At 68.0% G+C, this 26,551-nt stretch carries 31 protein-coding genes; 18 read left to right on the top strand and 13 right to left on the bottom strand.

The features are described 5' to 3' along the window. Positions 1 to 28 precede the first annotated feature (28 nt). Both SNE35_RS16265 and SNE35_RS16260 read left to right on the top strand, forming a co-directional pair. Positions 29 to 676 carry a DUF47 domain-containing protein gene (locus SNE35_RS16265; RefSeq protein WP_320423977.1) on the top strand — a complete coding sequence of 216 codons (648 nt, stop codon included), beginning with the start codon at positions 29 to 31 and terminating at the stop codon, positions 674 to 676. A gap of 1 nt (position 677) precedes the next feature. Beyond that, positions 678 to 1,697, top strand: a complete 1,020-nt coding sequence (locus SNE35_RS16260; RefSeq protein ID WP_320423976.1) for an inorganic phosphate transporter — start codon at positions 678 to 680, stop codon at positions 1,695 to 1,697. A gap of 6 nt (positions 1,698 to 1,703) precedes the next feature. Here the strand turns inward: SNE35_RS16260 and SNE35_RS16255 are convergent, their stop codons facing one another. Next, positions 1,704 to 2,126 carry a hypothetical protein gene (locus SNE35_RS16255; RefSeq protein WP_320423975.1) on the bottom strand — a complete coding sequence of 141 codons (423 nt, stop codon included), beginning with the start codon at positions 2,124 to 2,126 and terminating at the stop codon, positions 1,704 to 1,706. Continuing rightward, complete coding sequence (locus tag SNE35_RS16250) at positions 2,123 to 2,674, bottom strand: GNAT family N-acetyltransferase (RefSeq protein ID WP_320423974.1); 552 nt, start codon at positions 2,672 to 2,674, stop codon at positions 2,123 to 2,125. The genes SNE35_RS16255 and SNE35_RS16250 overlap by 4 nt, the downstream gene beginning before the upstream one ends. Before the next feature lie 192 nt (positions 2,675 to 2,866). Between SNE35_RS16250 and rpsP the strand changes: the two genes are divergently transcribed. From rpsP to SNE35_RS16210, 8 genes are all read left to right on the top strand, one after another. Continuing rightward, entirely contained in the window at positions 2,867 to 3,127 is a 261-nt protein-coding gene (rpsP, locus tag SNE35_RS16245; protein WP_320423973.1) for a 30S ribosomal protein S16, read from the top strand. A gap of 13 nt (positions 3,128 to 3,140) precedes the next feature. Beyond that, positions 3,141 to 3,746: a ribosome maturation factor RimM gene (gene rimM / locus SNE35_RS16240; RefSeq protein WP_320423972.1), complete on the top strand. Its 606-nt coding sequence runs from the start codon at positions 3,141 to 3,143 to the stop codon at positions 3,744 to 3,746. A 29-nt stretch (positions 3,747 to 3,775) separates the two neighbouring features. Then, positions 3,776 to 4,522 carry a tRNA (guanosine(37)-N1)-methyltransferase TrmD gene (trmD, locus tag SNE35_RS16235; RefSeq protein ID WP_320423971.1) on the top strand — a complete coding sequence of 249 codons (747 nt, stop codon included), beginning with the start codon at positions 3,776 to 3,778 and terminating at the stop codon, positions 4,520 to 4,522. Between the two features lie 105 nt (positions 4,523 to 4,627). Then, positions 4,628 to 4,981 (top strand): 50S ribosomal protein L19, encoded by a 354-nt coding sequence (gene rplS / locus SNE35_RS16230; RefSeq protein WP_285231640.1) that lies wholly within the window; start codon positions 4,628 to 4,630, stop codon positions 4,979 to 4,981. Positions 4,982 to 5,110: 129 nt separating this feature from the next. Further along, positions 5,111 to 5,812, top strand: coding sequence for a CoA pyrophosphatase (locus SNE35_RS16225; protein ID WP_320423970.1), 702 nt, complete (start codon positions 5,111 to 5,113; stop codon positions 5,810 to 5,812). A gap of 37 nt (positions 5,813 to 5,849) precedes the next feature. Further along, the gene (locus SNE35_RS16220; RefSeq protein ID WP_320423969.1) at positions 5,850 to 6,842 is read left to right on the top strand and encodes a CobD/CbiB family protein; all 993 of its coding nucleotides are present in this window, start codon (positions 5,850 to 5,852) and stop codon (positions 6,840 to 6,842) included. A 52-nt stretch (positions 6,843 to 6,894) separates the two neighbouring features. After that, the gene (locus SNE35_RS16215; protein WP_320423968.1) at positions 6,895 to 7,485 is read left to right on the top strand and encodes a TetR/AcrR family transcriptional regulator; all 591 of its coding nucleotides are present in this window, start codon (positions 6,895 to 6,897) and stop codon (positions 7,483 to 7,485) included. 55 nt (positions 7,486 to 7,540) lie between these two features. Further along, complete coding sequence (locus SNE35_RS16210; RefSeq protein ID WP_320423967.1) at positions 7,541 to 8,242, top strand: SDR family oxidoreductase; 702 nt, start codon at positions 7,541 to 7,543, stop codon at positions 8,240 to 8,242. Positions 8,243 to 8,257: 15 nt separating this feature from the next. Here SNE35_RS16210 and SNE35_RS16205 read toward each other — a convergent pair whose 3' ends face one another. Genes SNE35_RS16205 through SNE35_RS16180 form a run of 6 tightly spaced genes read right to left on the bottom strand, consistent with a single transcriptional unit; the run spans position 8,258 to position 12,058 of the window. Then, positions 8,258 to 9,013, bottom strand: a complete 756-nt coding sequence (locus SNE35_RS16205) for an SDR family NAD(P)-dependent oxidoreductase (RefSeq protein ID WP_320423966.1) — start codon at positions 9,011 to 9,013, stop codon at positions 8,258 to 8,260. Between the two features lie 5 nt (positions 9,014 to 9,018). Beyond that, entirely contained in the window at positions 9,019 to 9,627 is a 609-nt protein-coding gene (locus SNE35_RS16200; RefSeq protein WP_320423965.1) for a DUF938 domain-containing protein, read from the bottom strand. Between the two features lie 3 nt (positions 9,628 to 9,630). Further along, positions 9,631 to 10,239: an RluA family pseudouridine synthase gene (locus tag SNE35_RS16195; protein WP_320423964.1), complete on the bottom strand. Its 609-nt coding sequence runs from the start codon at positions 10,237 to 10,239 to the stop codon at positions 9,631 to 9,633. A gap of 8 nt (positions 10,240 to 10,247) precedes the next feature. Further along, on the bottom strand, positions 10,248 to 10,724 hold the full coding sequence (locus SNE35_RS16190; protein WP_320423963.1) for a protein-tyrosine phosphatase family protein: 477 nt from the start codon (positions 10,722 to 10,724) through the stop codon (positions 10,248 to 10,250). A gap of 50 nt (positions 10,725 to 10,774) precedes the next feature. Continuing rightward, positions 10,775 to 11,836 (bottom strand): DUF5694 domain-containing protein, encoded by a 1,062-nt coding sequence (locus SNE35_RS16185; RefSeq protein WP_320423962.1) that lies wholly within the window; start codon positions 11,834 to 11,836, stop codon positions 10,775 to 10,777. Between the two features lie 15 nt (positions 11,837 to 11,851). After that, a complete protein-coding gene (locus SNE35_RS16180; protein WP_320423961.1) occupies positions 11,852 to 12,058 on the bottom strand; it encodes a hypothetical protein in 207 nt (68 codons plus the stop codon). Between the two features lie 157 nt (positions 12,059 to 12,215). On the opposite strand from SNE35_RS16180, the gene SNE35_RS16175 reads away from it, so the two are divergent. Continuing rightward, positions 12,216 to 13,436 (top strand): LysR family transcriptional regulator, encoded by a 1,221-nt coding sequence (locus SNE35_RS16175; RefSeq protein WP_320423960.1) that lies wholly within the window; start codon positions 12,216 to 12,218, stop codon positions 13,434 to 13,436. A gap of 11 nt (positions 13,437 to 13,447) precedes the next feature. Here SNE35_RS16175 and SNE35_RS16170 read toward each other — a convergent pair whose 3' ends face one another. The 5 genes from SNE35_RS16170 to SNE35_RS16150 all read right to left on the bottom strand — a co-directional run bounded on the left by SNE35_RS16170 (position 13,448) and on the right by SNE35_RS16150 (position 18,804). Beyond that, positions 13,448 to 14,551, bottom strand: coding sequence for a porin (locus SNE35_RS16170; RefSeq protein WP_320423959.1), 1,104 nt, complete (start codon positions 14,549 to 14,551; stop codon positions 13,448 to 13,450). 73 nt (positions 14,552 to 14,624) lie between these two features. After that, positions 14,625 to 15,899 carry an MFS transporter gene (locus SNE35_RS16165; RefSeq protein ID WP_320423958.1) on the bottom strand — a complete coding sequence of 425 codons (1,275 nt, stop codon included), beginning with the start codon at positions 15,897 to 15,899 and terminating at the stop codon, positions 14,625 to 14,627. A 28-nt stretch (positions 15,900 to 15,927) separates the two neighbouring features. Then, positions 15,928 to 16,782 carry an HpcH/HpaI aldolase family protein gene (locus SNE35_RS16160; RefSeq protein ID WP_320423957.1) on the bottom strand — a complete coding sequence of 285 codons (855 nt, stop codon included), beginning with the start codon at positions 16,780 to 16,782 and terminating at the stop codon, positions 15,928 to 15,930. 13 nt (positions 16,783 to 16,795) lie between these two features. After that, complete coding sequence (locus tag SNE35_RS16155; protein WP_320423956.1) at positions 16,796 to 17,818, bottom strand: amidohydrolase family protein; 1,023 nt, start codon at positions 17,816 to 17,818, stop codon at positions 16,796 to 16,798. 14 nt (positions 17,819 to 17,832) lie between these two features. Continuing rightward, positions 17,833 to 18,804, bottom strand: coding sequence for an ABC transporter substrate-binding protein (locus SNE35_RS16150; RefSeq protein WP_320423955.1), 972 nt, complete (start codon positions 18,802 to 18,804; stop codon positions 17,833 to 17,835). A 228-nt stretch (positions 18,805 to 19,032) separates the two neighbouring features. Here SNE35_RS16150 and SNE35_RS16145 point away from each other — a divergent pair, with 228 nt between their 5' ends. The 7 genes from SNE35_RS16145 to SNE35_RS16115 are packed head-to-tail and all read left to right on the top strand — an operon-like array spanning position 19,033 to position 26,548. Beyond that, positions 19,033 to 19,890: an amidohydrolase family protein gene (locus SNE35_RS16145; RefSeq protein ID WP_320423954.1), complete on the top strand. Its 858-nt coding sequence runs from the start codon at positions 19,033 to 19,035 to the stop codon at positions 19,888 to 19,890. A gap of 27 nt (positions 19,891 to 19,917) precedes the next feature. Further along, positions 19,918 to 20,820, top strand: coding sequence for a substrate-binding domain-containing protein (locus SNE35_RS16140; protein ID WP_320423953.1), 903 nt, complete (start codon positions 19,918 to 19,920; stop codon positions 20,818 to 20,820). 46 nt (positions 20,821 to 20,866) lie between these two features. Beyond that, a complete protein-coding gene (locus SNE35_RS16135; RefSeq protein ID WP_320423952.1) occupies positions 20,867 to 22,597 on the top strand; it encodes a thiamine pyrophosphate-binding protein in 1,731 nt (576 codons plus the stop codon). After that, positions 22,594 to 24,042, top strand: coding sequence for a cryptochrome/photolyase family protein (locus SNE35_RS16130; RefSeq protein WP_320423951.1), 1,449 nt, complete (start codon positions 22,594 to 22,596; stop codon positions 24,040 to 24,042). The genes SNE35_RS16135 and SNE35_RS16130 overlap by 4 nt, the downstream gene beginning before the upstream one ends. Before the next feature lie 57 nt (positions 24,043 to 24,099). Further along, positions 24,100 to 25,152 carry an SAM-dependent methyltransferase gene (locus SNE35_RS16125; protein ID WP_320423950.1) on the top strand — a complete coding sequence of 351 codons (1,053 nt, stop codon included), beginning with the start codon at positions 24,100 to 24,102 and terminating at the stop codon, positions 25,150 to 25,152. Next, positions 25,152 to 25,943 carry a DUF1295 domain-containing protein gene (locus tag SNE35_RS16120; RefSeq protein ID WP_320423949.1) on the top strand — a complete coding sequence of 264 codons (792 nt, stop codon included), beginning with the start codon at positions 25,152 to 25,154 and terminating at the stop codon, positions 25,941 to 25,943. Before SNE35_RS16125 ends, SNE35_RS16120 begins: the two co-directional genes overlap by 1 nt. After that, entirely contained in the window at positions 25,940 to 26,548 is a 609-nt protein-coding gene (locus SNE35_RS16115; RefSeq protein ID WP_320423948.1) for a DUF6134 family protein, read from the top strand. Before SNE35_RS16120 ends, SNE35_RS16115 begins: the two co-directional genes overlap by 4 nt. Positions 26,549 to 26,551 lie beyond the last annotated feature (3 nt).

Here is a 26,551-nt window from a genome sequence, read left to right as displayed (position 1 = left end):
GACCGCGGTGTCAGGCCCAGGAGAGATCATGTTTTTTGGAAAGCTGCTGCCCCGAGAGGGCAATTTTTTCGAACTGTTCAATGAGCACGGCGCTCAGATCGTCGAAGGCGCGCGCGCCTTCATGCTTATGATCCAGAACTACAACGACATCGGCCTGCGCGAGAAGTACGCGGCCGAGGTCGACCGGGCCGAGCACCAGGCCGACCGCGTGACCGCCGAGGTCAACCGGATGCTGCACCGTACCTTCATCACGCCGATCGACCGCGAGCAGATCCACGGCCTGATCAACGCGATGGACGACATCCTGGACCTGCTGCAGGACTCCAGCGAGACGATGTCGCTGTACGACGTGCGCTCGATTCCCGATGAGGTGCTGCGCCTGGGCGAGCTGTCGGCCAAGTGCTGCGAGCGTGTCCAGCATGCGGTGACGCTGCTGCCCAAGCTCAGCGAACCCAAGACCGCCGAGGCCGCGATCAAGACCTGCGAGGAGATCGACAAGCTCGAGTCGGATGCTGACCGCGTGATGCGCTCGGCCATGTCCAAGCTGTTCCGCGAGCAGCCGGATGTGCGCGAGCTGATCAAGCTGAAGGCGATCTACGAGCAGCTGGAGTCGATCTCCGACCGTTGCGAGGACGTCGCCAACCTGATCGAAGGCATCGTTCTCGAGAATTCCTGAGATGAGCGCTGCTAACGTACAGGTGGCCTTCTGGGTCGTCGGGCTGCTGGTCGCCATGGCCGTGCTGTTCGACTTCATGAACGGCTTCCACGACGCGGCCAACTCGATCGCCACGGTGGTGTCCACCGGCGTCCTGAAGCCGCAGCAGGCGGTGCTCTTCGCCGCCTTCTTCAACGTCGTCGCGATCCTGGTCTTCCACGAACTGAAGGTGGCGGCGACGGTGGGCAAGGGCACGGTGGACCCCTCGGTCGTCGATCACCACGTGATCTTCGGAGCGCTGGCTGGCGCGATCGCGTGGAACGTGATCACCTGGTGGTACGGCATCCCGTCCAGTTCCTCGCACGCGCTGATCGGCGGCCTCGTCGGCTCGGTCATCGCCAAGGCCGGTGCCAGCAAGCTGGTGGCATCGGGCATCCTGAAGACGGTCGCCTTCATCTTCATCTCGCCGCTGCTGGGCTACCTGCTGGGTTCGATGATGATGGTCCTTGTCGCCTGGCTGTTCCGCCGCAGCTCGCCGCTGAAAGTGGACAACTGGTTCCGCCGGCTCCAGCTGGTCTCGGCCGGCTTGTACAGCCTGGGCCACGGCGGCAACGACGCTCAGAAGACGATCGGCCTGATCTGGCTGCTGCTGATCACCAGCGGCTACGCCAGCGCCGAGGCCAGCGGCCCGCCGACCTGGGTGATCGCCGCCTGCTACGTCGCCATGGGCCTGGGCACGATGTTCGGCGGCTGGCGCATCGTCCGCACGATGGGCCAGAAGATCACGAAGCTGAAGCCGGTCGGAGGCTTCTGCGCCGAGACCGGCGGCGCGATCACGCTGTTCCTGGCGACGGCGCTGGGCGTGCCGGTGTCGACGACGCACACGATCACCGGTGCCATCGTCGGCGTGGGTTCGGTGCAGCGCGCCTCCAGCGTGCGCTGGGGCGTGGCCGGCAACATCGTCTGGGCCTGGATCTTCACGATCCCGGCGTCGGCCTTCATCGCCGGCGTCTGCTACTGGATCAGCTTCACGATGTTCTGACCGCCATCAGACCTGTGCTTCGAAGTAACGTTGCGCAGTGAAGGCGATCGTCGACATCAGGCAAATACCGCCGAGGAAGACGCAGAAGACCAGGCCGATGATCACGGCCCAGCCGCTGGGGCGCGGCTCCTGTCCGGCGTTCCAGCGTGCATTCCAGCGCTCGTCGGGCGTCAGTCCGAAGACAATGCCGCTGATCATGCCTTGCACCAGCATCACGCCCAGCAACGGGATCAGCATCCAGGCCAGGCGGTCGTCCTGCCCGATCTGGTCCATGCGCTGGACGCCGTAGAGGCCGATCAGCGTCGGGATGGGATGCAGCCAGGCGAGCTTGTCGCCAAAGCCTCGCAGATAGAGGCGATGGATGCCGAAGCTGCCCAGCGCCAGCGCCAACCAGGTGGCGGCGGCCTTCGACTTGTAGGCGGCGCTCATTCCGGGCTGTTCGTGTTGCCGGTGCCGAGCTGACGCTGCATCAGGATGACGTCCAGCCAGCGTCCGAACTTCCAGCCCGAACTCTTCAGCACGCCGGTGTGCTCGAAACCGAGCGAGGTGTGCAGGCCGATAGAGCCCTTGTTCTCGGCGTCGCCGATCACGGCCAGCATCTGGCGCGCGCCGGCCGCCTCGCAGCGGGCCATCAGCTCGGCCAGCAGCAGACGGCCGACACCCTTGCCCTGGGCTGCGGGCGCCAGGTAGATCGAGTCTTCCAGGCAGAAACGATAGGCGAGGCGAGGGCGGAAGTAGTTGGCGTAGGCATAACCCGTGACTTCACCGGCTTGCTCGGCCACCAGCCAGGGCAGGCCGCGGCTCAGTACCTCGCTGCGGCGGCGGGCCATCTCGGCCAGGTCGGGGACGTCTGTTTCGAAGGTGCCGGTGCCGTGCAGCACGGCATGTTCGTAGATCGCCTGGATGGCCGGGATGTCGGCCTCGGTGCTGGGGCGCAGCGTGATCGCCGGCGCGGTCTTATCGTTTTCTTGGCTCATGTTGCTTTCTTGGGGCAATTCGCGAGTTTATAATGCGCGGTTCTGTGCTGGCCGGATTGAAGCCCGGCGTATCTACGGCATTGAAAGCGGCTGAGGTTCTATTTCTGATTGGATCCCTCGGCCAGCCCGATCTTCTCGCCCTGAGTGTCTCCTCGCGCGGTCGATCCTTCTCAAAGTTCTCAAGGAAACATCATGGTTGTTATTCGTCTGGCTCGCGGCGGCTCCAAGAAGCGCCCCTTCTACAACATCGTCGTGGCCAACAGCCAAAACCGTCGTGACGGCCGCTTCATCGAGCGCGTCGGCTTCTACAACCCGGTCGCCTCCGGCGCTGCCGAATCGCTGCGTATCGCTGCTGACCGCGTCGCTTACTGGACCGGCGTTGGCGCCCAGCTGTCGCCGACCGTGGCTCGCCTGGTCGACGCCGCCAAGAAGAAGACCGTCGCTGCAGCCTAATTAAGCAAGCACGATGACCGGATCGCCCGACACCGCTGCCGACGAACTCGCCTGGCCCGAGGACGCGGTGGAGGTCGGGCGCATTCTGGACGCCTGGGGCATCAAGGGCGGAGTGAAGGTGCAAGCCTATTCCGCCGATGCCCAGGCACTGTTCTCCTCCCGCCGCTGGTTCCTCCAGCCGCCGGAGCAGGACAAGCCGATGATGGTGAGGCCCAAGGGCGGCACCATTCCCCGGCTGATCAAGATCACTTCGGTCCGCGACCATGGAGAAGGCATCGTTGCCACGATCCAGGGCGTGGCGGACCGCAACGGCGCCGAGGCGCTGCGCGGCGCGCGCATCTTCGTCTCGCGCTCCGCTTTCCCGAGCGCCGATCCCGACGAGTTCTACTGGGTCGACCTGATCGGCCTCGCGGTCATCAACCGCCAGGGCGAGGCGCTCGGCACCGTCGAAGGACTGATCGACACCGGCCCGCACAGCGTGCTGCGTGTCGTGCCGGCTGGCCTGACGGCGCCCGTGAAGCCCGATCAGGAGCGCCTGATTCCATTCGTCGCCGCCTTCGTCGATGACGTGGATCTCGAGCAGCGGCAGATCACGGTCGACTGGGGCCTGGACTACTGAGTCCTGCGCCGCTTGCTGGGCTTCCGGCCATGCGCTTCGACGCCATCACACTGTTCCCCGAGCTGTTCGCGCCCTTCATGGCGCAGGGCGTGACCCGTCGTGCCTTCGAGTCCGGCCAGGTCGATGTGCGGCTGTGGCAGCTGCGCGATTTCGCCGACAACAACTACCGCCGCGTCGACGACCGCCCCTTTGGCGGCGGACCCGGCATGGTCATGCTGGTCGAACCGCTGGAGCGCGCCATCGCGGCCGTCAAGGCCGATCGCGGCGATGCAGTTCCCGCCGTCATCCACTTCAGCCCCACCGGCCGCAAGATGGACCAGACGCTGATGCAGGAACTCGCGCAGGGCCCCGGCGGCATCCTGCTGTGCGGCCGCTACGAGGGCATCGACCAGCGTTTCCTCGACCGTCACGTGAGCCTGGAGCTGAGCCTGGGCGACTTCGTGCTGTCCGGCGGCGAGCTGCCTGCGATCGCGATGCTGGATGCGATCGCGCGACTGCAGGAGGGCGTGCTGAACGACGCCGCCTCGCACCAGCAGGACAGCTTCTCCGACGGCCTGCTGGACTGCCCGCACTACAGCCGACCCGAGGTGTACGAAGGGCTGGCCGTGCCGCCGGTGTTGATGTCCGGTCATCACGCCAACATCGAGCGCTGGCGCCGCGAGCGCTCGCTGGAACTCACGCTGCGCCGCCGCCCCGAGCTGATCGAGGCCGCCCGCGCCGCGGGCCGGCTGAGCAAGGCTGACGAGCGCTTTCTCGCGCAACTGGGCAGCCTCTGATTTCCAGGCTATACTAGCGGGCTGTCCGATCCTCTGGCGGGTCGAGCCATCATGTTTGAAGGCTCACAAGAAACCCAGACGCCGCCACGATCACTAGGAGAACCCATGGACCTGATCCAAACCCTTGAGCAAGAAGAAATTGCTCGCCTGAACAAGACCATTCCCGTGTTCGCCCCCGGCGATACGGTGATCGTCAGCGTGAACGTCGTCGAAGGCACCCGCAAGCGCGTGCAGGCCTACGAAGGCGTCGTGATCGCCAAGCGCAACCGCGGCCTGAACTCCTCGTTCATCGTCCGCAAGATCTCGAGCGGCGAAGGCGTGGAGCGTACGTTCCAGCTGTACAGCCCGCTGATCGCTTCGATCGAAGTCAAGCGCCGCGGCGATGTCCGTCGCGCCAAGCTGTACTACCTGCGCGAGCGCTCGGGCAAGTCGGCGCGTATCAAGGAAAAGTTGGCGTAAGCCAACTTTCGCCGGAGCTAATGAAGCCGCAGGCTTCGTTAGCGCAGGCAAAAGCTCGTACGTTTTTGCACGAGCGCTTCAGAAACCGCCTTCGGGCGGTTTTTGTTTTTGGGGCCTATGCTTGCGGCAATGACGATCCGTCCCCCGATCCTGAACGCCCAGGCTCAGCCGATCCTCGGCGTTGACGACCACCTTCCCGCCATCTCGTCCGAACGGATGACGCCGGCCGCGTTGCGCGCACGCTTTGCGAATCCGCCGTCCTGGCAGCCTGAGTTCCCCGGCGATGGCGGCGTGTTTGCGAACAAGCCGCCCGCTGCCGCCTCCGTGCTGGTACCGCTGGTGATGCATGGCGACGATGCGGTCTCGGTGCTGCTGACGCGCCGTACCGACCACCTGCGCGCCCACGCCGGCCAGATCAGCTTTCCCGGCGGGCGTGCGGAGCCCGAGGACGCCAGCGTCGATGCCACCGCACTGCGCGAGGCCGAGGAGGAGATCGGACTGCGGCATGAGTTCGTCGACATCATCGGCCGGCTGCCGCTCTATTCGACCGTGACCTCGTTCCAGGTCACGCCGGTGGTCGCACTGGTTCGCCCGGGCTTCTCCCTGGTGCTGGATGCCTTCGAGGTGGCCGAGGCCTTCGAAGTGCCGCTGGCCTTTCTGATGAATCCGGCCAACCACCAGCGCCGCCGCTTCGATTTCGACGGCGGCACGCGGCAATTCCTGTCCATGCCATGGGTCCCGAAAACCGCCGCCGAAGCAGCGCGCGAATACTTCATCTGGGGTGCCACCGCCTCGATGCTGCGCAACCTCTATCGATTCCTCGCCGCGTAGGCGGAACGCGACACCCCGGCCGCTATCATCCCGGGCCATGAACTTCTTTGCGGTCTTGTTGGCATTGCTGCTGGAGCAGCTGAAACCCTTGCGGCATGGCAACAGCATTCACCAGCAGGTGATCAGCTGGGTGCGTTGGACGGGCCGCAATTTCGATGCAGGCCGCGAGCACCATTCGGTCGTCGTCTGGGGCATCACCGTGATCGGCCCTGGCATCGTCACCGCGGCCGTGCACATGCTGATCAGCCACTACCTGGGCTTCGTGCTGGCCCTGGCCTTCGATGTGCTGATCCTCTACCTCACGCTCGGCTTCCGGCAGTTCAGCCACTACTTCACCGACATCCGCGACGCGTTGGAGCAGGGCGATGATCTCGAGGCCCGCCGGCTGCTGAGCGCCTGGCGCCACCTCGATGCCAGCGAACTGCCGCGCACCGAGCTGCTGCGCCACGTGATCGAGCATTCGTTGCTGGCGGCGCACCGCCACGTGTTCGGCGTGTTCTTCTGGTTCGTCGTGCTGTCCACCTTGGGCCTCGGGCCTGCGGGCGCGGTGCTCTACCGCATGGCCGAGTTCGCCAGCCGCTACTGGGCCTTCAACAGCCGCACGCTCGATGCGCCGACCAACGAACGGCTGATGATCCTCTCGCGCCGCATGTTCGGCTGGATCGACTACGTGCCCGCGCGCATGACCGCCACCGGCTTCGCCATCGTCGGCAACTTCGAGGAAGCCGTGAACGGATGGCGCCGCGATGCGGCCCTGTGGCTGCATGCGAACGAGGGCATCATCCTCGCGTCCGCCGCCGGCGCGCTGGGCCTGCAACTGGGCGGCGCCGCTGCCCCGGGCGTGACGCCGGATCGCAGCAAGACCTTCGATTCCGGCGTCGATGCCGAGGCTACCGGTGCCGATGGATCGACGCCCGGCGCACTGCCGCAGCTGGGCCATCTGCAGAGCGTGGTTGCGCTGGTGTGGCGCTCCGTCGTGCTGTGGATGCTGCTGCTGGCGCTGCTGACGCTGGCGAATCTGGTCGGCTGACCTAGGTGCAATAAATATTACGCACGTCATAAATTGGCGTACACTGCCGGCCATGGACACACCGGCACGCAAACCCAGCAAGCGCGAACTGACCCACGATCGCATCGTCGACGTGGCAGCGCGTGCGCTGCGTCGGCGCGGCTATGAGGGCGTCGGCGTCGCCGAGGTGATGAAGGAGGCCGGCCTGACGCACGGCGGCTTCTATGCCCACTTCGAATCGCGCGACGCGATGCTGGCCGAGGCGCTGGCGCGGGCCGGTCAGGACAGCGCCGCGTCGATGCGCGAGAAGATCGCAGCGCAGGTCGCGCGCGGAACCTCGCCGTTCCGTGCATTCATCGAGCAGTACCTGTCCGACTCGCATCTGGCGGATGCGGACGGCGGATGCCCGGTCGCCGCATTGGGCTCGGAGATGTCGCGCCAGCCGCCTGAACTCTTGGCCGTGTCGGCCGAGCGGGTGCGCGCGATGATCGATGGCGTCCAGCGGGTCCTGCCGCCGCAGGATGATGCGAAGGCCAAGGCCCAGGTCATCGCCGGCACGATCGTTGGCACCCTGCAGATGGCGCGGGTACTCGGCCCGAACGCGCAGGGACGTGCAATGCTGAGTGCGGCGCGCAAGAGCCTGCTGTCCCAATACGAAGTCTAGTTTTTTTGACCAAACATATGACGAGTGTCATATTTATTGAAGAAGGAAGCACATCATGAAGCTTGAGAACGCCACCGTCCTGATCACCGGCGCCAATCGTGGCCTCGGCCTGGCCTTTGCCCGCGAGGTACTGGCGCGCGGTGCCCGCAAGGTCTACGCCGGCGCCCGCAAGCCCGAGAGCGTCACCTTGCCCGGCGTCGTGCCGCTGAAGCTCGACGTTACGAGCCCGGCCGATGTTGCCGCCGCCGTCGCAGCCGCGGGCGACGTGACCGTGCTCATCAACAACGCTGGCATCGCCAACTTCGGCGGCTTCCTCGCCGCCGATGCCGACGCGTCCGCGCAGGCGATGATGGAAACCAATTACTTCGGTCCGATGCGACTCGGCCGGGCCTTCGCGCCTGTCCTGAAGGCGAACGGCGGCGGCGCGATCCTGAACGTGCTGTCCGTGGCCAGCTGGATCAGCACGCCGCTGCTCGGTGCTTACGCCTCGACGAAGGCCGCGGCCTGGTCGATGACCAATGGCATGCGGCTTGAGCTGGAAGAGCAGGGCACGCAGGTGCTGGGCCTGCATGCGGGCTTCATCGACACCGACATGACGCAGGGCATCGAGATGCCCAAGAGCACGCCGGAAGCCATCGTCAAGGCGGCGCTCGACGGCCTGGAGACCGGTGCCCGCGAGGTGCTGTCCGACGACATCAGCCGCATGGTGCACCAGGGCCTGGTCGGCGGCGTCTACCTGCAGGCCATTGAGCGCTGATCAGAGCGCTAAGCGCTATTCCCGCACATCGGCCAGCACCGTCTGGCCGAAGTCGGGCCGCGCCAGCACGCGCAGCACGCGGGCTGCGGCCTCGTCGGGGCTCGTCAACGCGCCGCTTTCCTTGAAGCCGACGAACACCGCCCGATCGGGGAAGCCCGCCGGGTCGCCGGCGCGCAGGTCGGCCTGCATGTCGGTGTCGATGATGCCGGGCGCCAGCGAGACGATGGCCGCACCATCGGGCTTGGCAGCCTCGTCCAGCGCCATCGCGCGGGACAGGTTGTCCATGCCGGCCTTGGCGGCGCAATAGGCCGCGCTGCCGGCCATCGCTCGGCGGCCCAGGCCTGACGAGATGTTCAGGATCCGGCGCCGACTGCCCAGCGCCGCCGTGCCGCTCAGGAAAACGCTGCTCAGCAGCAGCGTCGCCTCCAGCCCGACGCGCAAGGCGTTCGACAACTCCGCCAGCGACGCGCGCTCCACCGGCCCCGGCCGCGGCACGACGCCGGCGTTGTTGATCAGCGTGGCGCTGGCGAAGCTGCCGGTCGCCTGTGCCGCCAGCCAGGCCTGCAGGCGCTCGGCCGCGGCCACCGGATCGGCCAGGTCCTGCTCCCACTGTTCGAGCGGCGCACCGCTCGCCTTGGCCGCATCGGCCAGCGCGGCGCTGGTGCGGCGTGAGATGCCGATCAGCAGATGGTCCTGCGACAGCAGTTGCCGGGCGATCGCTTCGCCCATGCCGCGCGAGGCGCCGGTGACGATATAGAGGTGTTTGCTCATGAGGGTCAGGTCTCGCTTCGCTGGAATTCCAGCATCAGGTTGTTGGCCGGCATCGGCGTCGTATTGACCAGTCGCAAGCCGGCGGCCTTGGCTTCGTCTTGAACATCGACCAGTGAACGCAGGCCCCAGGCGGGATTGCGCCCGCGCAGGTCGGCGTCGAAGGCTTCGTTGCTGAGCGCCGTCGGCGTGCCGGGGACGATGAATGGCCCATAGACGAGGAGCTTGCCGTCGGCCGTCAGGTGTCGTGCCGCGCCCTGCATCAGCGCCGCGCAGGTGGCCCAGGGCGAGATATGCAGCATGTTGGCGCTGAAGATCGCATCGACCTCCTGGTGGCTCGCCGGCAGCGGCCAGGGCGATTGCAGCACGTCGAGCTGCAGCGGGGTCAGGCCTTCGGGCCACAGCGCGGCGATCGAGGCCAGGGCCTGCGGCGACGGGTCGGAGGCGAGCCACTGCCAGCCAGGCATGGCGGCCGCGAAATGCGCGACGTGCTGGCCGCTGCCGCTGGCGATCTCCAGTGCGCGGCCGCGCCGCGGCAGTGCCTTCAGCAGCACGTCGAGGATGACCTGCTTGTTGCGATCGGCGGCGGGGGAGTGCAGGGCGGCGGTCATGGTCATCGGTCAGAAATCCGGTGGGCTGTGCAGCGCAATCCCGCGCTCGGGCAGTTCAAGGATGCTGGCATGCAGCAGCAGGCGCTGATCTTCGCTCGGGTCGGGCCCGTACAGCGCATCGCCGACGATCGGATGACCCAGCGCCAGCATGTGCACGCGCAGCTGATGCGTGCGGCCGGTCACCGGCTCCAGCTCGACCCGCGTGCCGCCGGCGTCTTGCGAGCGGATGCGCCAGCGCGTCAGCGAGGGCTTGCCGTGCTCGTGGTCGATCTTCTGCCGCGGCCGGTTCGGCCAGTCGGTGAGCAAAGGCAGATCCACCTCTTGCCATTCGCCGGCAATGCCGTCGACGCGCCCCGTCAGCACCGCCTCGTAGCGCTTGTTGACCCGCCGTTCGCGGAACTCGGCGCTCAGCAGCCGCTGCTGCTCCGGCCCGCGTGCCATCAGCAGCAGCCCGGAGGTCGCCATGTCGAGCCGGTGCACCGTCAGCGCCTCGGGGTAGAGCGCCTGGATGCGATGGATCGCACAGTCCTGCTTGTCCGGGCCGCGGCCCGGCACCGACAGCAGGCCGCCCGGCTTGTTGACGACGATCAGCTGCGCGTCGACGTGGACGATGTCCATTCGCCGGCTCAGAACTGGTCGATCCAGCCCGACTGCACTGCCGACTGCGGGTTCGAGCCCGCCGCGCGCACCTTGCGCAGCGCCTCGTCCCGGTCGGTGCCGAGCTGCTTCAGCACGCAGGCCGCGACGGTGCCGGTGCGGCCGATGCCGGCGGCGCAATGCAGCAGCACCTGGTCGCCCAGCACCAGGCCGTTGGCGATCTGCTCCACGCCGTGGCGGAAGGCTGCCGGGTCGCTGCCCAGGCCGAAGTCGCGCATCGGCAGGTGCTGCCAGCGGAACGGCAGCCGGCCTTCGGCAATGGCCTTGTGATAAGCCGGCGACAACTGGGCCACTTCCTCCAGCGGATTCAGGCAGACGACGAGGTTCAGTTGGCGCAGGCGCGCCTCGTCGAGGAACTCGCCCCAGCTTTCGAGTCGGCCTGGCATGGACTGAAGCCACAGCGCGCCGCTGGCGCTGGCGGGGAGGGGGACGGAACGGAAAGACATGCGCGGATTGTCCCGCCGAAACGTGAGCGTTTCGGCGAGCCCGCCTTGCCTTACTTCAGGACGTCTGCCACGTCCACGATGTCCACGCCCTGCATGCGGCCCAGCCCGTCGTCGAACCACGGCTTGTGCGAGGCGCCGACGATGGACAGCACGCGGGCGCCCGGCCGCTCGCGGAAGGCCTCGCGCAGGTTGGCGATCATGCGCAGGTTGCGGATCTCCCAGCCGGCCACCCACATCTGCGGATAGCCCTCGGCCGAGCGGGCACGCAGCGCCGCACTGACGTTCACTTCCGCCGTCACGCGCAGGTAGTCGCTGCGGTTGATGGTGCGGTAGAGCGGCAGCAGGTCGCTAGCGCGTTTCATCGCTGCCGTCGCCTGCTCACGCCGGTCGAGCTCGGCCCGGCCGGCCTTCCAGGCGGCTTCGATGGCGCTGCCGAAGGCCTTCTCATCCTTCACGTGATCGGCGTCGACGTTGTCGCCGGTGTGGTTGTCGCAGGCGTAGACGCGCGGCAGCCCCAGGCGGGCCGCCAGTTTCGAGGCGATCAGGTAGTTCTCGTTCCTGCGGGTGGCGATCTGCCCGATCAGCTCCACCAGCGAGGGCTCGAGCCCGTCGCCCGGGTGGCGCTCCGCGGCGGGCAACTGCAGCCATTGGGCATAGGCAGAGGCGCGATCGCTGGCAGCCAGGAACAGGGCGGCCAGGTGGCGCCGTTGCGCGGGCGTCGGCTGGGCGGGCCAGGAGGCCAAGGTCTTGTCCACGGCCGCGATCGCCGCCGGCAGATCGAGGCCCGTGGCGTGTGCGGCGACTTCCCGGGAGGCGCAGTAGTCGCTGCCGTAGCGCGTGGGCAGCCGTTCCGCGAGATCGCATTCCTCGCCGGGCAGCGCCTCGATCGTGATGACTTCGGGCCGGAAGGCGGCGAGGCGGTCGAGCAGCCCATCCAGCGCGGCGGGGTCGAAGTCGTCCGGCAACTCGCTGAGGTGCACCGTGCCGAGCACCAGCACGTGGGCGCGCGGGCCTACCATCTCGCGGTCCAGGGCGCCCAGGTCTACCTGGGCATGGGTGGCCAGCGGCAGCAGGGCGGCCAGCGGCAGCAGTCGTCGCATCCAGCGAGGCATGTCCGGCGGCTCCGTTCAGGCGACGCGGTGGCCTTCGACGATGACCTTCGGCAGTTGCAGCAGCGCCACCGGCTGGGCGCGCTTGCCGACCACCACGACGCGTTCCAGCTTGACGACCTCGGTGGCCGGTGCGGCGCTGCGGTCGGCGAGCGTGGTGCCGATGGCCGCGGCGGCGGCGACGGAAGCGATGGCGAAGACGAGGGCTTGGGCGGTGGTGTTCATGGCGGGCTCCGTTGGCTTGTTTGTCTGTGTCAGTGAAGCCAGTGTCTTCAGCGAGGCGCCTCGCCGCGAGCGGGATGCGATGAACCGACGCTGGCGCGGCGTGAGCCGCAATCACGGGCGATCAGCGGAAGGCGCCGGCCGGATAATTCGAGCGGCCATGTATCCCTTTCCTCCCATTCCCAACCTGCGCCATCTGCGCATGGTCCAGGTCATCGGCCGTGTCGGCGGCGTCAGCGGCGCGGCGCGCGAACTCTGCACCTCGCAGCCGGCCGTCACCCAGGCGGTGACCAATCTGGAAGCCGAGATCGGCGCGTCCATCTTCGAGCGCTTCGCCACCGGCTCCCAGGCCACCGCTGCGGGCAAGCAGTATCTGCTGCGTATCGACCGCGTCTTCGAGATCCTCGACACCGCCGTCGCGCAGTTGCTGGGGCGATCGGGCTCGCCGACGCCGGCCGAGCGGCTGATGACCAGCACGCAGCTGCGCGCATTCGTCGCCGCCAGCGAGCAGGGCCGGATGGCCGAGATTGCCGAGAGCCTGGCCCTCGCGCCCGATTCGCTGCTGCGCTCGGCCCGCTCGCTGGAGCGCGCGCTCGGCAAGCCGCTGTTCGATCGCACCGCGCAAGGCCTGGTGCCCAACAAGGCCGGGGAGTTCCTGGGCCGCGAGTTCCGCCGCGCGCTGCGCGAGATCGAGCTGGCGCGCGGCGAAATCCTGATGGCGGCCGGCGCGTCCGACGTGCTGGAATTGGTGATTGGCACCTTGCCGATGGCTGGTGCGCATGAGCTGGCCGAGGCCACGCGGAACTTTCTGGCGGCGCACCCGACCGTCAAGGTGCGGGTGATGCCCGGCGAGTACCGCTCGCTCGTGGCCGATCTGGCCAACAGCCGCATCGACCTGCTCTTCGGCACCCTGCGCGCCGACGAGTCCAACAGCGGCGTGGAGCGGGAGACCTTGTTCAGCGACGGCTATTGCCTGATCGCGCGCCCCGGCCATCCGCTCACGCAGCGGGCCGTGGTCACGCCCGAGGACATGGCCCGCTACCCCTGGGTGGTGCCCACGGTCGGCACGCCGCGCCGCGAACGCATCGAGGCCCTGTTCAACGGCGTGCCGCAGCGGCCGCGCTTCCGGCTCGAGACCTCGTCCGTCTCGCTGAGCCGCGCGCTGGTGCTCGACTCGGATACGGTCACGATCATGGGCGGGCGCGAGGTGCAGCGCGACGTCGACCAGGGCCTGATCGCGCGCCTGCCTTGCCCCGCGCTCGACGACGTGCTGCTCAAGGGCGTGACCACCAACAAGGGCTGGCTGCCCACGCAGGCGCACGTCGCCTTCCTCGACTGCCTGCGCGCGATCACCTCGCGTGAGGCACAACCCGCCGGCTGATCAGAAGGACATCAGAACGCCAACAAGATGCCGGTGGTGATGGCCAACTGGCTGCTGCCCGGCAGCGGCGTGGTGGCCGGCTGTGCCGTGGTGGCCGGCAGGCTCAGCGCACCGTCATTCCTCACGTAGCTGGCCGTCAGGTAGACGCGCGTCTTCTTGGAGAAGGCGTATAGCCCGCGCAGCGCGAACTGGCTGGCCTTGTTGGCGGAGTTCTCGTACTTCTGGTGTGCGAGCTGGGCGGTGAGCGTGATCGCGTGCGTCAGCGGCGTCGAGGCCATCATGAAATAGAGATTGCTCTTCGGAATCGCCAGGCCCTCTTGATCACGCTTGATCAGGCCCGCGGAGATCTTGGTTTCGCCGAAGCGGTACCAGGCGCCGAGGTTGAGGCGGCTGTCGGAGAGGTCCGGGCTGGTCAGGCCGGCGAAGGTGCCGACCATGCCGCCGTAGTCGCGCTCGAAGGAGCTGACGACGCCCCAGTTCTTGTCGCTGTAGTTCAGCACCCATGAGTACTCGCGGCACTCCTTGGAGGGGATGGTTTCGCCCGGGCAGTTGGCGGCCGCGTTGGTGCCGCCGTTCTGGCTGTCGCGCCCGAAACTCAGTTCGACCCCGCCCTGGAAGCCACCCTTGTTCAGCATGTAGCTGATGGCGTTGTCGACGCGCGGGTTGGTGAAGCCGTTGTCGAAGATGCCCAGCGACTGCGAGCCGGTGCCGAACATATTGAGCGGCTGCTGGGCGTAGAAACGCATCGTGTACTGCCGCCCCAAGGTCACCTTGCCGAAATCGCCGGACAGGCCCACGAAGGCGCCACGCCCCCACTGTCGCGACAGCGCGGTGGCGCCGGTGTCGAGGCCGAAGCCGCTCTCCAGGTCGAAGAAGGCCTTCATGCCGCCGCCGAGGTCTTCCTCGCCGCGCACGCCCCAGAACGACGTGGCCAGGTAGCCGGCACTGGAGCGCCAGCTGCTGGCGCGGGCCTTGCCGATGTTGTTGACGTGCTCGATGCCCTCGTCGAGGACGCCGTAGATCTCGATCTTGCCCTGCGCGCGCACGGGCGCCGAGCTGAAGAGCGCCGCGCAGGCACAGGCAACAGCCGTGGCCGGCCGGACGAAATTTCTCATGGGAGTGTCTCCAGAAGCTGCTGTCCTCCAGCAGCGGGGTGTGCGGTCTGCGCCGCTTGTCGATTCGGGGTGATCAGTTCAGGTCGTTGATGCGTGGCGCCCACTTGCGCTTCATCAGCAGTAGCGCGCTCAGCACCGCCATCAGCAGGAATACGCACACCGACATCATCGGCAGCGTGTAGCTGCCACCGACGTGCAGCAGCCATCCCGAGAGGCTGGCCGAGATGCCGCCGGCCAGGCTGGTCGCGATGGTCAGCAGGCCGGTGTTCAGGCCGATCGCGGGCTTGGGGATCAGGGTCATCTTCGACAGCGCGAGGTTGTTCGTCGTGGCCAGGCCCACCATCGCGAGCGAGGCCACGTTCCAGAACAGCGCTGCGGTCTGCGACTCGGCGTAGGCGCCGAACAGGATGGTCATGCCGCCGAAGGCGCCCACGACGATGAACTTCTTGCGCACCGAGACCGGATCGTGGCCGCGGGCGATGAAGTAGTCGGCCGCCGTCCCGGCAGCCAGTGCCACCGCTGCGCTCAGCACGAAGCTCACCGAGGTGTAGATGCCCGAATGCATCATCGACAGGTGCCGCTGCTCCACCAGGTAGGCCGGCATCCAGGTGGCCGCGTAGAACAGGAAGTAGCTGAAGCAGAAGGTCATGATGAAGCCGGACCACACGACCGGGCTCACCAGCAGATTGCGCATCGGCACCCGGCCGGCCTGGCGCTTGGTCGCGGCCAGCGCTGCCTTCGACGGGAAGTCGTTCGAGACCATCGTGAGCCAGGGCAGCAGCCACAGCAGCCCGATCAGGCCGGTCAGGATGAACATCGATTTCCACGAGTACTGCACGATCAGCGCCGCCGCCAGCGCCGCGCCCACCGCCGGGCCGAGCTTGCCGCCCATCGAGTAGACGGCGGTGGCCGAACCCTTGCGGTTCTCGTCGAAATGGTTGGCGATATAGCGGTAGCTGGCGGGCAGGACGATCGCCTCGGTGGCGCCGATCAAGAGACGCACGACCACCAGGCCGGTCAACGACTCGGCCCAGGCGGTGGCCGCCGTCGCCACGCACCACAGCGCGAAGCAGATCGTGTAGGGCCACTTGACGCCGTAGCGGTCCACCACCCAGCCCAGCGGCACCTGCATCACCGCATACGACCAGAACACCGCCGAGCCCAGCCAGCCCCGCTCGACGTGGCTCAGCGAGAAGGTGCCGATGAAGGTCTTGTCCGCCATCGCGGCCGACATGCTGGTGCGGTCGATGAAGGCGATCATCCAGCCGACCATCAGCAGCAGCACCACGGCCCAGGGCTTCTCGGTGCGAGTCGCCTGGGGTACTGCCGCGGTGTCCGTTGTCTCCATCCTGATGTCCATTTTGTTCTCGTTCTCTTCAGTAGCTGGAGCCGGGCTCGCGGGCCTTGCCGACGACGCCGTAACTTCGCTGCGGCGCGGCCATCAGGAAGCGATAACCCTCGGCCTTGAGCCGCTCGTGGTTCTTGCTCGTGACGTGTGGATTGCCGACGACGACCTTGTGGCGGTGGCAGGTGTCGGCGATGCGGCGCATCGCGTCCAGCACCTCGGGGTGCTCGTACTGGCGCGGGAAGCCGAGCTGCTGGCTCAGGTCGCCCTCGCCGATCAGCACGAAGCCGATGCCCGGCACATTGGCCAGGATGTCGTCCAGGTTCTCGATCGCCTCGGTGCTCTCGCACATCAGGCCCACGATGATCTCGCCCTCGGGCGCCAGCGGCCAGACGTCGGCCTTGGCGTAGTAGTCGCTCATGCTCAGGCCCCAGTAGCGCGCGGCGGTGGACGGCCCGTCGCCGCGCACGCCCTTGGGTTCGTAGAGCGGGGCGCCCTTGGGCCGCGCGTAGCGGCAGGAGGCCACCGCGTTGTAGGCCTGCGCCACCGTGGCGATGTGCGGCCAGATGACGCCGTAGCAGCCACGGTCCAGCACCTGCTTGGCGAAGGCCTGGTTCATCTCGACGCCGTTGGCCGGGATGCGCGCGATCGGCGTGACCTGCGAGGCGACCGAACCCGACTCGGCGATCTGCCGGCGGTTGAGCATGTATTGCAGCGCGTCGCCGAGGGCCGAGACGTCGTACGGGTTGTGCTCCATCTCGAACACGACGCCGTCGTAGGGCGAATCGCTCATCTCGATAGCGGTCTGCTTGTCGAGCTTGGCGAAGGCGGTGTAGGCCGGGCCGCCCGATTCGAGCGCCTGGATGATCCTGTTGAGGCGGGTCATGGTGCCGGTTCCCTCAGAGGCCCTTGGCCTTCAGCAGCGCGTCCAGGCGCGGATAGACGCGGCGCGCGTTGCCTTCGTAGATCGCGTGACGGTCTTCCGCGCTGAGCGAGGCAACGCCGTCGACATAGCGCTTGGTGTCGTCGAAGTAGTAGCCGGTGAAGGGGTCGCGGCCGCGCACGGCGCCGATCATCTCGGAGCCGAACAGCACGTTGCTGGCGGGGATCACCTCGGTCAGCAGGTTGATGCCCGGCTGGTGGTAGACGCAGCTGTCGAAGAACACGTTCTCCAGCAGGCCCTCCAGCGGCCGGCCCGAGCCTTCCAGCGACAGGCCGCGGAAGCGCCCCCAGTGGTAGGGCACGGCGCCGCCGCCGTGCGGAATGATCAGCCGCAGCGTCGGGAAGTCCTTGAACAGGTCGCCCTGGATCAGCTGCATGAACACCGAGGTGTCGCCGTTCAGGTAGTGCGCGCCAGTGCTGTGGAAGTTCGGGTTGCAGGACGAGGCGACGTGCACCATCGCCGGCACGTCCAGCTCGCACAGCGCCTCGTAGACCGGATACCACTCGCGATCGGTCATTGGCTTGCCGGTCCAGTAGCCGCCGCTGGGATCGGGGTTCAGATTGCAGCCGACGAAGCCCATCTGCTCCACGCAGCGCCGCAGCTCGGGCACGATGTTCTTCGGCGGCGCCAGCGGCGACTGCGGCAGCTGGCACACCGGCGCAAAGTTGTCCGGGTACAGATCGCAGACGCGGCGTACCAGGTCGTTGGACAGCTCGGCCCATTCGAGGCTCGTTCGCTCGTTGCCGAGGTGGTGGCTCATCAGGCCGGCGATCGGCGAGAAGAGGGTGAGGTCGCCGCCGCGCTCCTGCTGCAGCTTCAGCTGGCCCTCGCCGATGGCGATGCGGATCTCGTCGTCGGTGACGTGTGGCTTTTCGAGCGGCGATGCGGACGGATCGGCGGCGGCCGCGACCTGCGCGGCGCGCCAGTCGCGGAAGGACTTGGGAGCGGTGGTGAAGTGCCCGTGGCAATCGATGATCATGGTGCGATGGGTTCTCAGGCTTGCGGATCGACGAAGAGTTCGGCGAGGCTCATGCGGCGCGGCGTCAGGGCCTGCGCGAAGGCGGTGCGCTCCAGCGCCTCGATGGTCTTGATGTTCGGTGCCATGCCGTAGGGCAGGGGATCGGGGCCGACGATCTTGCTCAGCTTGCGGTACTTGGCATCGTCTTTTCCGGTCGCTTCGCCGGCGTTCAGCTTGGCCAGCCATTCCTGCTTGGCGCGCTCGAAAGCGTCGTAGATCGACTTGGCGACCCAGGGGTGCTCCTGCAGCACCGCGTCCTTCACGACGATGGTGCCGTGCATCGGGTAGATGCCGGTGCGCGCGTAGTAGTCGGCCTCCAGCTCGGCGGCGTTGGGCAGCAGGTCGGGGTAGTCGGCCTCGACTTCCTTCCAGCCGCCGTTCGGGTTGCCCGTGCGGCCGATGCCGGCATTGGCGGCGAAGCCCGCCGACAGCTCGCCGCTGGCCATCATGTCGGCCAGCGAGGTGCCGGCCGGTGCGTGGACCACATTGGGCGGCAGCTTCATCTGCTGCACGTGCTCCTCGTCGTCCACCACCCAGGTGACCTTCGAGTCATCAAGGCCGAACTCCTCGATCAACACCTGGCGGGTCCACACGCCGGTGGTGACCGAGTAGGCGCGCACGCCGACCTTCTTGCCTTCCAGATCCTTCGGGGTCTTGATGTTCGCGTCAGGACGCACCAGCAGCCCGGCGTGATGGAAGCGCCGCTGCACGAAGATCGGCAGCGCGACGAAGGGAGCGCGGTAGGCGCGGGCAATGATGTAGGTGGTCGGCGCGAGTTCGCAGACGTCGAACTCCACCTCGCGCACCATGCGGCGGAAGGCCGCGATCTGCGGCTTGACGGTGACGAACTCGGCGTCGACGCCTTCGATGGGAATGGAGCCGTTCTTCACCGCCATCACATGGGCGTGGTCGGCGATGGCGATCTTCAGTTTGACTGGGGCGGGCATGCGGTCTTCCGTGAGGTCTGGACTTGCAGCCATCCTAAGAGCGCAGCCGCGGTTCCGTATCGGGTCCGGATGAAAACCTATGGCCTCGGAAGAACTATCGATAGTCGCAGATCGCACGGAACCGTGCGGCAAGAAATCCTATTGGCGTGGCGAATTTTCGGATGGGTCCGGCGAGCCCTGCGCCGCTAATCTTCGCGGCCAGTTCCACTCCAACGGACCCACGCGCCCATGGTCACCCGACTCATCGACATCCACCCGCACATCATCTCGCCCGACACCGAGCGCTACCCGATCTCGCCGCTGGGCGGCAAGCGATCGAGCTGGTCCGAGGAGCACCCGGCCACCTTCGAGGAACTGATCAAGGCCATGGACGAGGCCGGCGTGGACAAGGCCGCGATCGTCCATTCGTCCACCACCTACGGCTACGACAACTCCTATGTGGCCGATGCGATCGCCGCCCATCCCGAGCGCTTCGACGGCGTGTTCTCTGTCGACATCCTGGCCGACGACGCGCCGCAGAAGATCGACTATTGGGCCCGCGACCGCCAACTCGGCGGCCTGCGCATCTTCACCACCGGCAGCACGATGCGCGGCCAGGCGCCGATCCTCAACGACGCGCGCATCCATCCGGGCTGGCGCGCGGCCGGCGAGGCCGGCCTGCCCATCTGCGCGCAGATCACGGCCGCGGCCATTCCCGACCTGGAGAAGCTGCTGCAGCAGTACCCCGACTTCCCCGTGATCATCGACCACATGCTGAAGCCGGACATCTCGGAAGGCCCGCCCTACGACAAGGCCCGGCCGATGCTGAGCCTGGCGCGCTACCCGAACGTCTACCTGAAGATGACCGACCGCAACACGGTGATGGCGAAGGAGGGCAAGGCCACGCCGCAGAGCTGGTTCGGCCTGGTCGTCAAGGAGTTCGGCGCGAACCGCATCGCCTGGGGATCGAACTGGCCGTCGAGCGACGGCACCCTGGCCGAGATCGCACAGGATCTGCGCGACAGCATCGCCTTCCTGCCCGCCGAGGACCAGCACTGGATCATGGCCGGCACCGCGATGAAGCTCTATCCGCGCCTGGCCGACTGACGACAACAAACCAACAGGAGCATTCCCATGCCTGACTACGCCAAGAGCGGCCCGCTGACGCTGCGCATCAACCTCGACGACTACGCCGTCTCCGCCGCCCTGAAGGACGGCCGCGTCACCTCCGACCTCGTCAAGCTCGAGTTCGTCGGCCCCAAGCCGGCCAACAAGGGCTTCAAGCCGATGGTGCGCGAGGACGCCTACGACGCGGGCGAACTCGCCATCGTCACCTACCTGCAGGCCAGGGCCTACGGCAAGCCCTACACGGCGCTGCCGCTGCCGGTGTCCGGCCGCTTCCAGCACCACAGCATCGGCTACAACAAGGCCTTCGGCGAGCTCACGCCCAAGGACATCGAGGGCAAGAAGGTGGGCGTGCGCACCTATGCGCAGACCACCGGCCTGTGGGTACGCGGCATCCTGCAGCACGAGTACGGTGTCGACCTCGACAAGGTCACCTGGATGACCATCGGCGAGGCGCACCTGAGCGAGTACCAGGACCCGCCGAACTGCCAGCGCCTGCCCAAGGGCTCGTCGCTGGCCGAGATGATGCTGAACGGCGAACTCGCCGCCGCCATCATGGGCAGCGACATGCCCAAGGACCCGCGCATCGAGCGCCTGATCCCCGAGCCGCAGGAGGCCGCCAAGGCCTGGCATGCGCGCGAGCAGTTCATCCCGATCAACCATCTGTTCGTCGTGCACGACGATCTCGCGCAGCAGCGGCCCGACGTGGTCCGCGAACTCGCGCGCCTGCTGATCGAGAGTCGCAATCTCGCGCCGGCCGAGACCTTCAAGACCTTCCCGCCGATCGGCCTCGCGGCCAACCGCAAGAGCATCGAGTTCGCGAGCCGCTGGGCCTTCGAGCAGAAGATCATCCCGCGGGAGATCCCGGTCGACGAGATGTTCAGCGAGTTGACGGCCTCACTCGCGCCCTGAGTCGCACCCTGAGAAGGCACGCGGACCGCGGCTACAGTCGGCGGTCATGAGCAGCCATCATCACCTGGGAGCCGGCGCCCGTCCTGCCGGACATGCGCTGGTCGAAGCCTTGATCGAGCAGGGCGTCGACACCGTCTTCGGCGTCCCCGGCGAGAGCTATCTCGCCGTGCTCGACGGCTTCCACGAACACCGCGATCGCATCCGCTTCATCGCCTGCCGGCAGGAGGGCGGTGCGGCCTTCATGGCCGATGCGCAAGGCAAGTTGACCGGGCGGCCCGGCGTCTGCTTCGTCACCCGCGGGCCGGGTGCGACGAATGCCAGCATCGGCGTGCACACGGCCTTCCAGGACTCGACGCCGCTGGTGCTCTTCGTCGGCCAGGTGGCCAGCGACCAGCGTGACCGCGAGGCCTTCCAGGAGATCGACTACCGGCAGATGTTCGGCCCCGGCACCCTGGGCCTGGCCAAGTGGGTCGGCGAGGTGCAGGACGCGGACCGCCTGCCCGAGTACGTGGCACGCGCCTTCAGCACGGCGCTGCAGGGCCGGCCGGGGCCAGTGGTGCTGGTGCTGCCCGAAGACATGCTGACGACGCTGACCGAGGCGCCCGTGCTGCCGCGCCGCGAGCCCGCGCAGGCCGCCCCGTCGCCGCAGGCACTGAGCGATCTGCGCGAGCGCCTCGCCGCGGCGCAGCGTCCCTTCGTGATCGCCGGCGGTGGCGGCTGGAGCGCGACATCGACCGCCGCGCTGCAAACCTTCGCCGAGGCCTGGCACCTCCCGGTGGGCTGCGCCTTCCGCCGCCAGGACCTGTTCGACAACGACCACCCGCTCTATGCCGGCGACGTCGGCATCGGCATCAATCCGAAGCTCGCGGCCCGCATCCGCGAGGCGGACCTGATCGTGGCCATCGGCGCGCGCCTGGGCGAGATGACGACCGGCGGCTACACCTTGCTGGAGCCGCCGCGGCAGGCGCAGCAGCTGATCCACATCCACGCTGGCGCCGAGGAACTCGGGCGCGTTTACACGGCCGACCTGGCGATCCAGGCGAGCATGGCCAGCGCCGCGCCGGCCCTGGCCGCGCTGGCGCCCCAGGTCAACGGCTGGTCCGCCTGGACCGCGCAGGCCCGCGCCGACTACGAGGCCAACCTCGTCGCGCCGGCCGTGGCGCCGCTGGACATGGCCGTCGTCATCCAGACCCTGGGCCGCCTGCTGCCCGAGGGCACGATCTACACCAACGGTGCCGGCAACTACGCCGGCTGGTTGCACCGCTACCACCGCTACACCGCGCTGCACCGCCATGGCCGCACGCAGCTCGCGCCGACCTCGGGCGCGATGGGCTACGGCGTGCCCGCGGCCGTGGCGGCGGCGCTGCTGCAGAGCGAGCGCTGGGTCGTCAACCTCGCTGGCGACGGCGACTTCCTGATGACCGGCCAGGAACTCGCCACGGCCACCGGCTACGGCGCGAAGAAGCTGATCTCCATCGTCGTGGACAACGGCACCTACGGCACCATCCGCATGCATCAGGAGCGCGAGTACCCAGGCCGTGTCTCAGGCAGCGACTTGTTCAACCCGGACTTCGCGCTGCTGGCGCAGGCACACGGCTGGCACGCGCAGCGGGTCGATCGCACCGAAGACTTCGAACCCGCGCTGCAGGCCGCCATCGCCGCCGGTCGGCCCGCGCTGCTGCACCTGAAGCTCGACGCCGACGTGTCCACCAGCCGCACCACCCTGAGCGCCATCCGCGCGGCGGCGGAGCGCCGGCTGCAGGAACAGCGCTCGTGAGCACGCGCAGCCTCGTCTGGTTCCGCCGCGATCTCCGTGCCGAGGACCATGCCGCGCTCCACTTCGCGCTGACTCGTTCCGCGCAGGTCTCCTGTGGCTTCGTCTTCGACACCGACATCCTCGCGCCGCTGCCGCGCGCGGATCGCCGCGTCGAGTTCATCCACGGCGCCGTTGTGGAGCTGGATGCTGCGCTGCGAGAGTTGCAACCCGGCGCCGGCCTGATCGTGCGCCACGGCCGTGCCGAGGAGGAAATCGTCCGCCTTGCCGTGCAGCTGGGTGTGGAGTTCGTCGTCGCCAGCCATGACGACGAACCCGCCTCGCTGGCGCGCGACGCCGTGCGCGAGCGCCTGGCCGCGCAGGGCATCGGCTTCCACACGGTCAAGGATCATGTGATCTTCGAGCGCAGCGAGGTGCTCACCGCCACCGGCTCGCCCTTCAGCGTGTTCACGCCCTACAAGAACGCCTGGCTGCGCAAGCTCGCGCCCTTCTTCGTGAAGGCCTATCCGGTGCAGCGCCATGCGCAGGGGCTGGCGCCGCTGCCGGACGATGCGGGCGCGATCCCGAGCCTGGCCGCGCTGGGCTTCGAGCCCACCAATCTGAGCACGCTGCGCCTGCCGCTCGGCGCGCAGGGCGCGCAGCAACTGCTCGAAGACTTCCTGAGCCGCATCGACGACTACGGCAGCGCGCGCGATTTCCCTGCGGTGCGTGGCCCGAGCTATCTGTCGGTGCACCTGCGCTTCGGCACTGTCTCGATCCGCCAGCTCGCCGCCGCGGCCTGGCGGCGCACGGACTCGCCGGGCGCGGCGGTGTGGCTGTCGGAGCTGGTCTGGCGCGACTTCTATCACCAGATCCTGCATCACCACCCGCATGTGGTGGAGCGCTCGTTCAAGCCTGCCTACGACGCCATCCGGTGGGAGGAGGGCGACGAGGCGGACGACAACTTCAAGGCCTGGTGCGAAGGCCGTACCGGCTACCCGCTGGTGGATGCGGCGATGCTGCAGATCCGCCAGAGCGGCTACATGCACAACCGGCTGCGCATGGTGGTGGCGAGCTTCCTGGTGAAGGACCTCGGCATCGACTGGCGCCGCGGCGAAGCCTTCTTCGCCACGCACCTGAACGACTTCGACCTCGCCGCCAACAACGGCGGCTGGCAGTGGGCGGCCTCCACCGGCTGCGACGCCCAGCCCTACTTCCGCATTTTCAACCCCGTCTCGCAGAGCGAGAAGTTCGACCCGCAGGGCCAGTTCATCCGCCGCTACCTGCCGCAGCTGGCGAAGCTGCCCGATGGACTGATCCACGCGCCCTGGCAGGCCCGGCCGGTGGACCTGGAGGCCGCCGGTGTCCAGCTCGGGCGCGACTACCCGCGGCCCATCGTGCGCCACGAGATCGCGCGCATGCAGACGCTGGAGCGCTACAAGGTCGTCAAGGGGCATCCGGCCGGCTGATCCAAACAGGCCCGCGTTGCGTAGGAACAGGCAGACACCAACGCATCAAGGGCCTTCATGGGCAAGACGGACAACACCGCCAGGGCGATTCATTGGGTTGAGCAGGGCCTCGTGCCCGACGGGGCCGTGCGCCTGGGCATCCGCCGGCTGCTGCGCCAGCGCCTGGCCGAGCTGCACAGCGGCGACGCCGAAGCCGGTGCGTGGATCACCGATGCTTTCTTCGCCGCCTTGACCGAGGCGCCGCTGGCCCCGCTGCCCGAGAAGGCCAACGAGCAGCACTACGAGCTGCCCGCCGAGTTCTTCGGCGCCGTGCTGGGCACGCATCGCAAGTACAGCTGCTGCTGGTGGCCCGAGGGCGTCGATACGCTGGAGCAGGCCGAGGCCGCCGCTCTGGCCGCCACCTGCGAGCGCGCGGGCCTGGCCGACGGCCAGCACATCCTCGAACTCGGCTGCGGCTGGGGTTCGCTGAGCCTGTGGATGGCCGAGCGCTATCCGAACGCGCGCATCACCGCGCTGTCCAACTCGCATTCGCAGCGCGCCTACATCACAGGCGAGGCGGCGGCCCGCGGCCTGACGAACCTCGAGGTGCTGACGCAGGACTTCAACCACTTCAGCACCGATGCGCGCTTCGACCGCATCGTGTCCGTGGAGATGTTCGAGCACCTGCGCAACTGGCCGCTGGCCTTCGCGCGCGTGGCCGGCTGGCTACGGCCCGGTGGGCGCTTCTTCATGCATGTGTTCGCGCACCGCGAGGCACCCTATGCCTTCGAGCCGCGCGATGCCAGCGACTGGATGAGCCGCCACTTCTTCTCCGGCGGCATGATGCCCAGCGACGACCTGGCGCTTCGCTGCCAGGACGACGTGCGCCTGCTGCGGCAGTGGCGCTGGGATGGCTGCCATTACGCGCGCACCTCCGCCGCCTGGCTGACGCGGATGGACGCGCAGCGCGACGAGCTGATGCCGCTGTTCGTGTCGATCTATGGCGGGTCGGAAGCCTCGATGTGGTGGATGCGCTGGCGGCTCTTCTTCCTGTCGGTGGAGGAACTGTTCGCCTACGCCGAGGGCGGGCAGTGGTGGGTCAGCCACTACCTGTTCGAGAAGCGAGGTTGATGGTGACGCTCGCGATGCTCGGCCTGCTGGTCGCCCTCGCGGTGGCACTGCCCGTCTGGGCGCTGAGCCTGCCGCTGCGGGACGCGAGCCTCGCCGATCGCATCTGGTCGCTGCTGATCGCCGCGCCGGTCCTGGCCTACGCCTGGAAGTCGAGCCTGGACCCGCGCTGCATGCTGATGCTGGCCTTGCTGCTGGCCTGGGCCGTGCGCCTGGCGGTCTACATCGGCCTGCGCAACTGGGGCCATGGCGAAGACCGCCGCTACCGCGCGATGCGCGAGCGGCACGGGCCGGGCTTCGGGCTCAAGAGCCTGTACCTCGTGTTCGGCCTGCAGGCGCTGCTGGGCTGGATCGTCGGCTGGCCGGTGCTGGCCGCGCTCGCTCATCCGACTCCGCTGGCGGCGCTTGACATCGCCGGCGCGCTGCTCGCGACGGCCGGCCTCGCCACCGAGGCCGTGGCCGATGCGCAGCTGGCCCGCTTCCGGCGCGGCCCGCACAGCGAAGGCGCGGTGATGGACCGCGGCCTGTGGGCCTGGTCGCGCCACCCCAACTACTTCGGCGAGGCGTGCGTGTGGTGGGGCCTCGGCGTGATGGCCTTGTCGGCCGGCGGCTGGGCGGCGGCCTGGAGCCTGGTCTCGCCGGTGATGATGACGGTGCTGCTGCTCAAGGTCTCGGGCGTTTCGCTGCTGGAACAGGACATCGCCGAGCGGCGCCCCGCCTACCGCGACTACGCCGCGCGCACCAGCGCCTTCATCCCCTGGCCGCCCCGGCGCGGCCCGCAGCAGGCATCATGAGGCGGGCCGCCCTTGCGCTCGCCTGCTCGCTGCTGCCGGTGATGGCATGGGCGCAGGCGCGCAGTGAATGGGACTTCGCCGTGGCGCTCGATGGCAAGCCCATCGGCACGCACCGCTTCGTTGTGACCGGTGCCGACGAGAACCGCGGCGTCGAGAGCCGTGCCGACTTCGTCGTGCGCGTGCTGGGCATTCCCGTCTACCGCTATCGCCATCGCGCCGAGGAACACTGGCAGGGCGACTGCCTGCGCGAGCTGAACGCCGACACCGACGACGATGGCAAACGTCAACAGGTGAAGCAGCGCTTCGACGGTCCCGACTGCCTGATGGGCTTTGCCTACTGGAACCCGAAGCTGGTGCAGCAGCGCCAGCTGATCGATCCGCAGACCGGGCGTGTCACCGACGTGCGCTTCGAACCGCAGGCCGACGCCTCGATCGAGGTGCGCGGCACTGCGGTGCCGGCCCACGGCTGGCTGCTGCTGGCCGACAAGCAGCGCATCACCGTCTGGTATGCCGCCGACACGGGTCGCTGGATCGGCCTGGACGCCGACGCCAAGGGCGGCCGCCGGCTCAGTTACCGCATCCCGCCCGACAAAGCCTCGTCATGAAAG

This window comes from Roseateles agri, from assembly GCF_034043675.1.
Lineage (GTDB): Bacteria > Pseudomonadota > Gammaproteobacteria > Burkholderiales > Burkholderiaceae_C > KK5.
The sequence above is the reverse complement of the archived record's forward strand: the minus strand, read 5'-3'. Positions and strand labels throughout refer to the sequence as shown.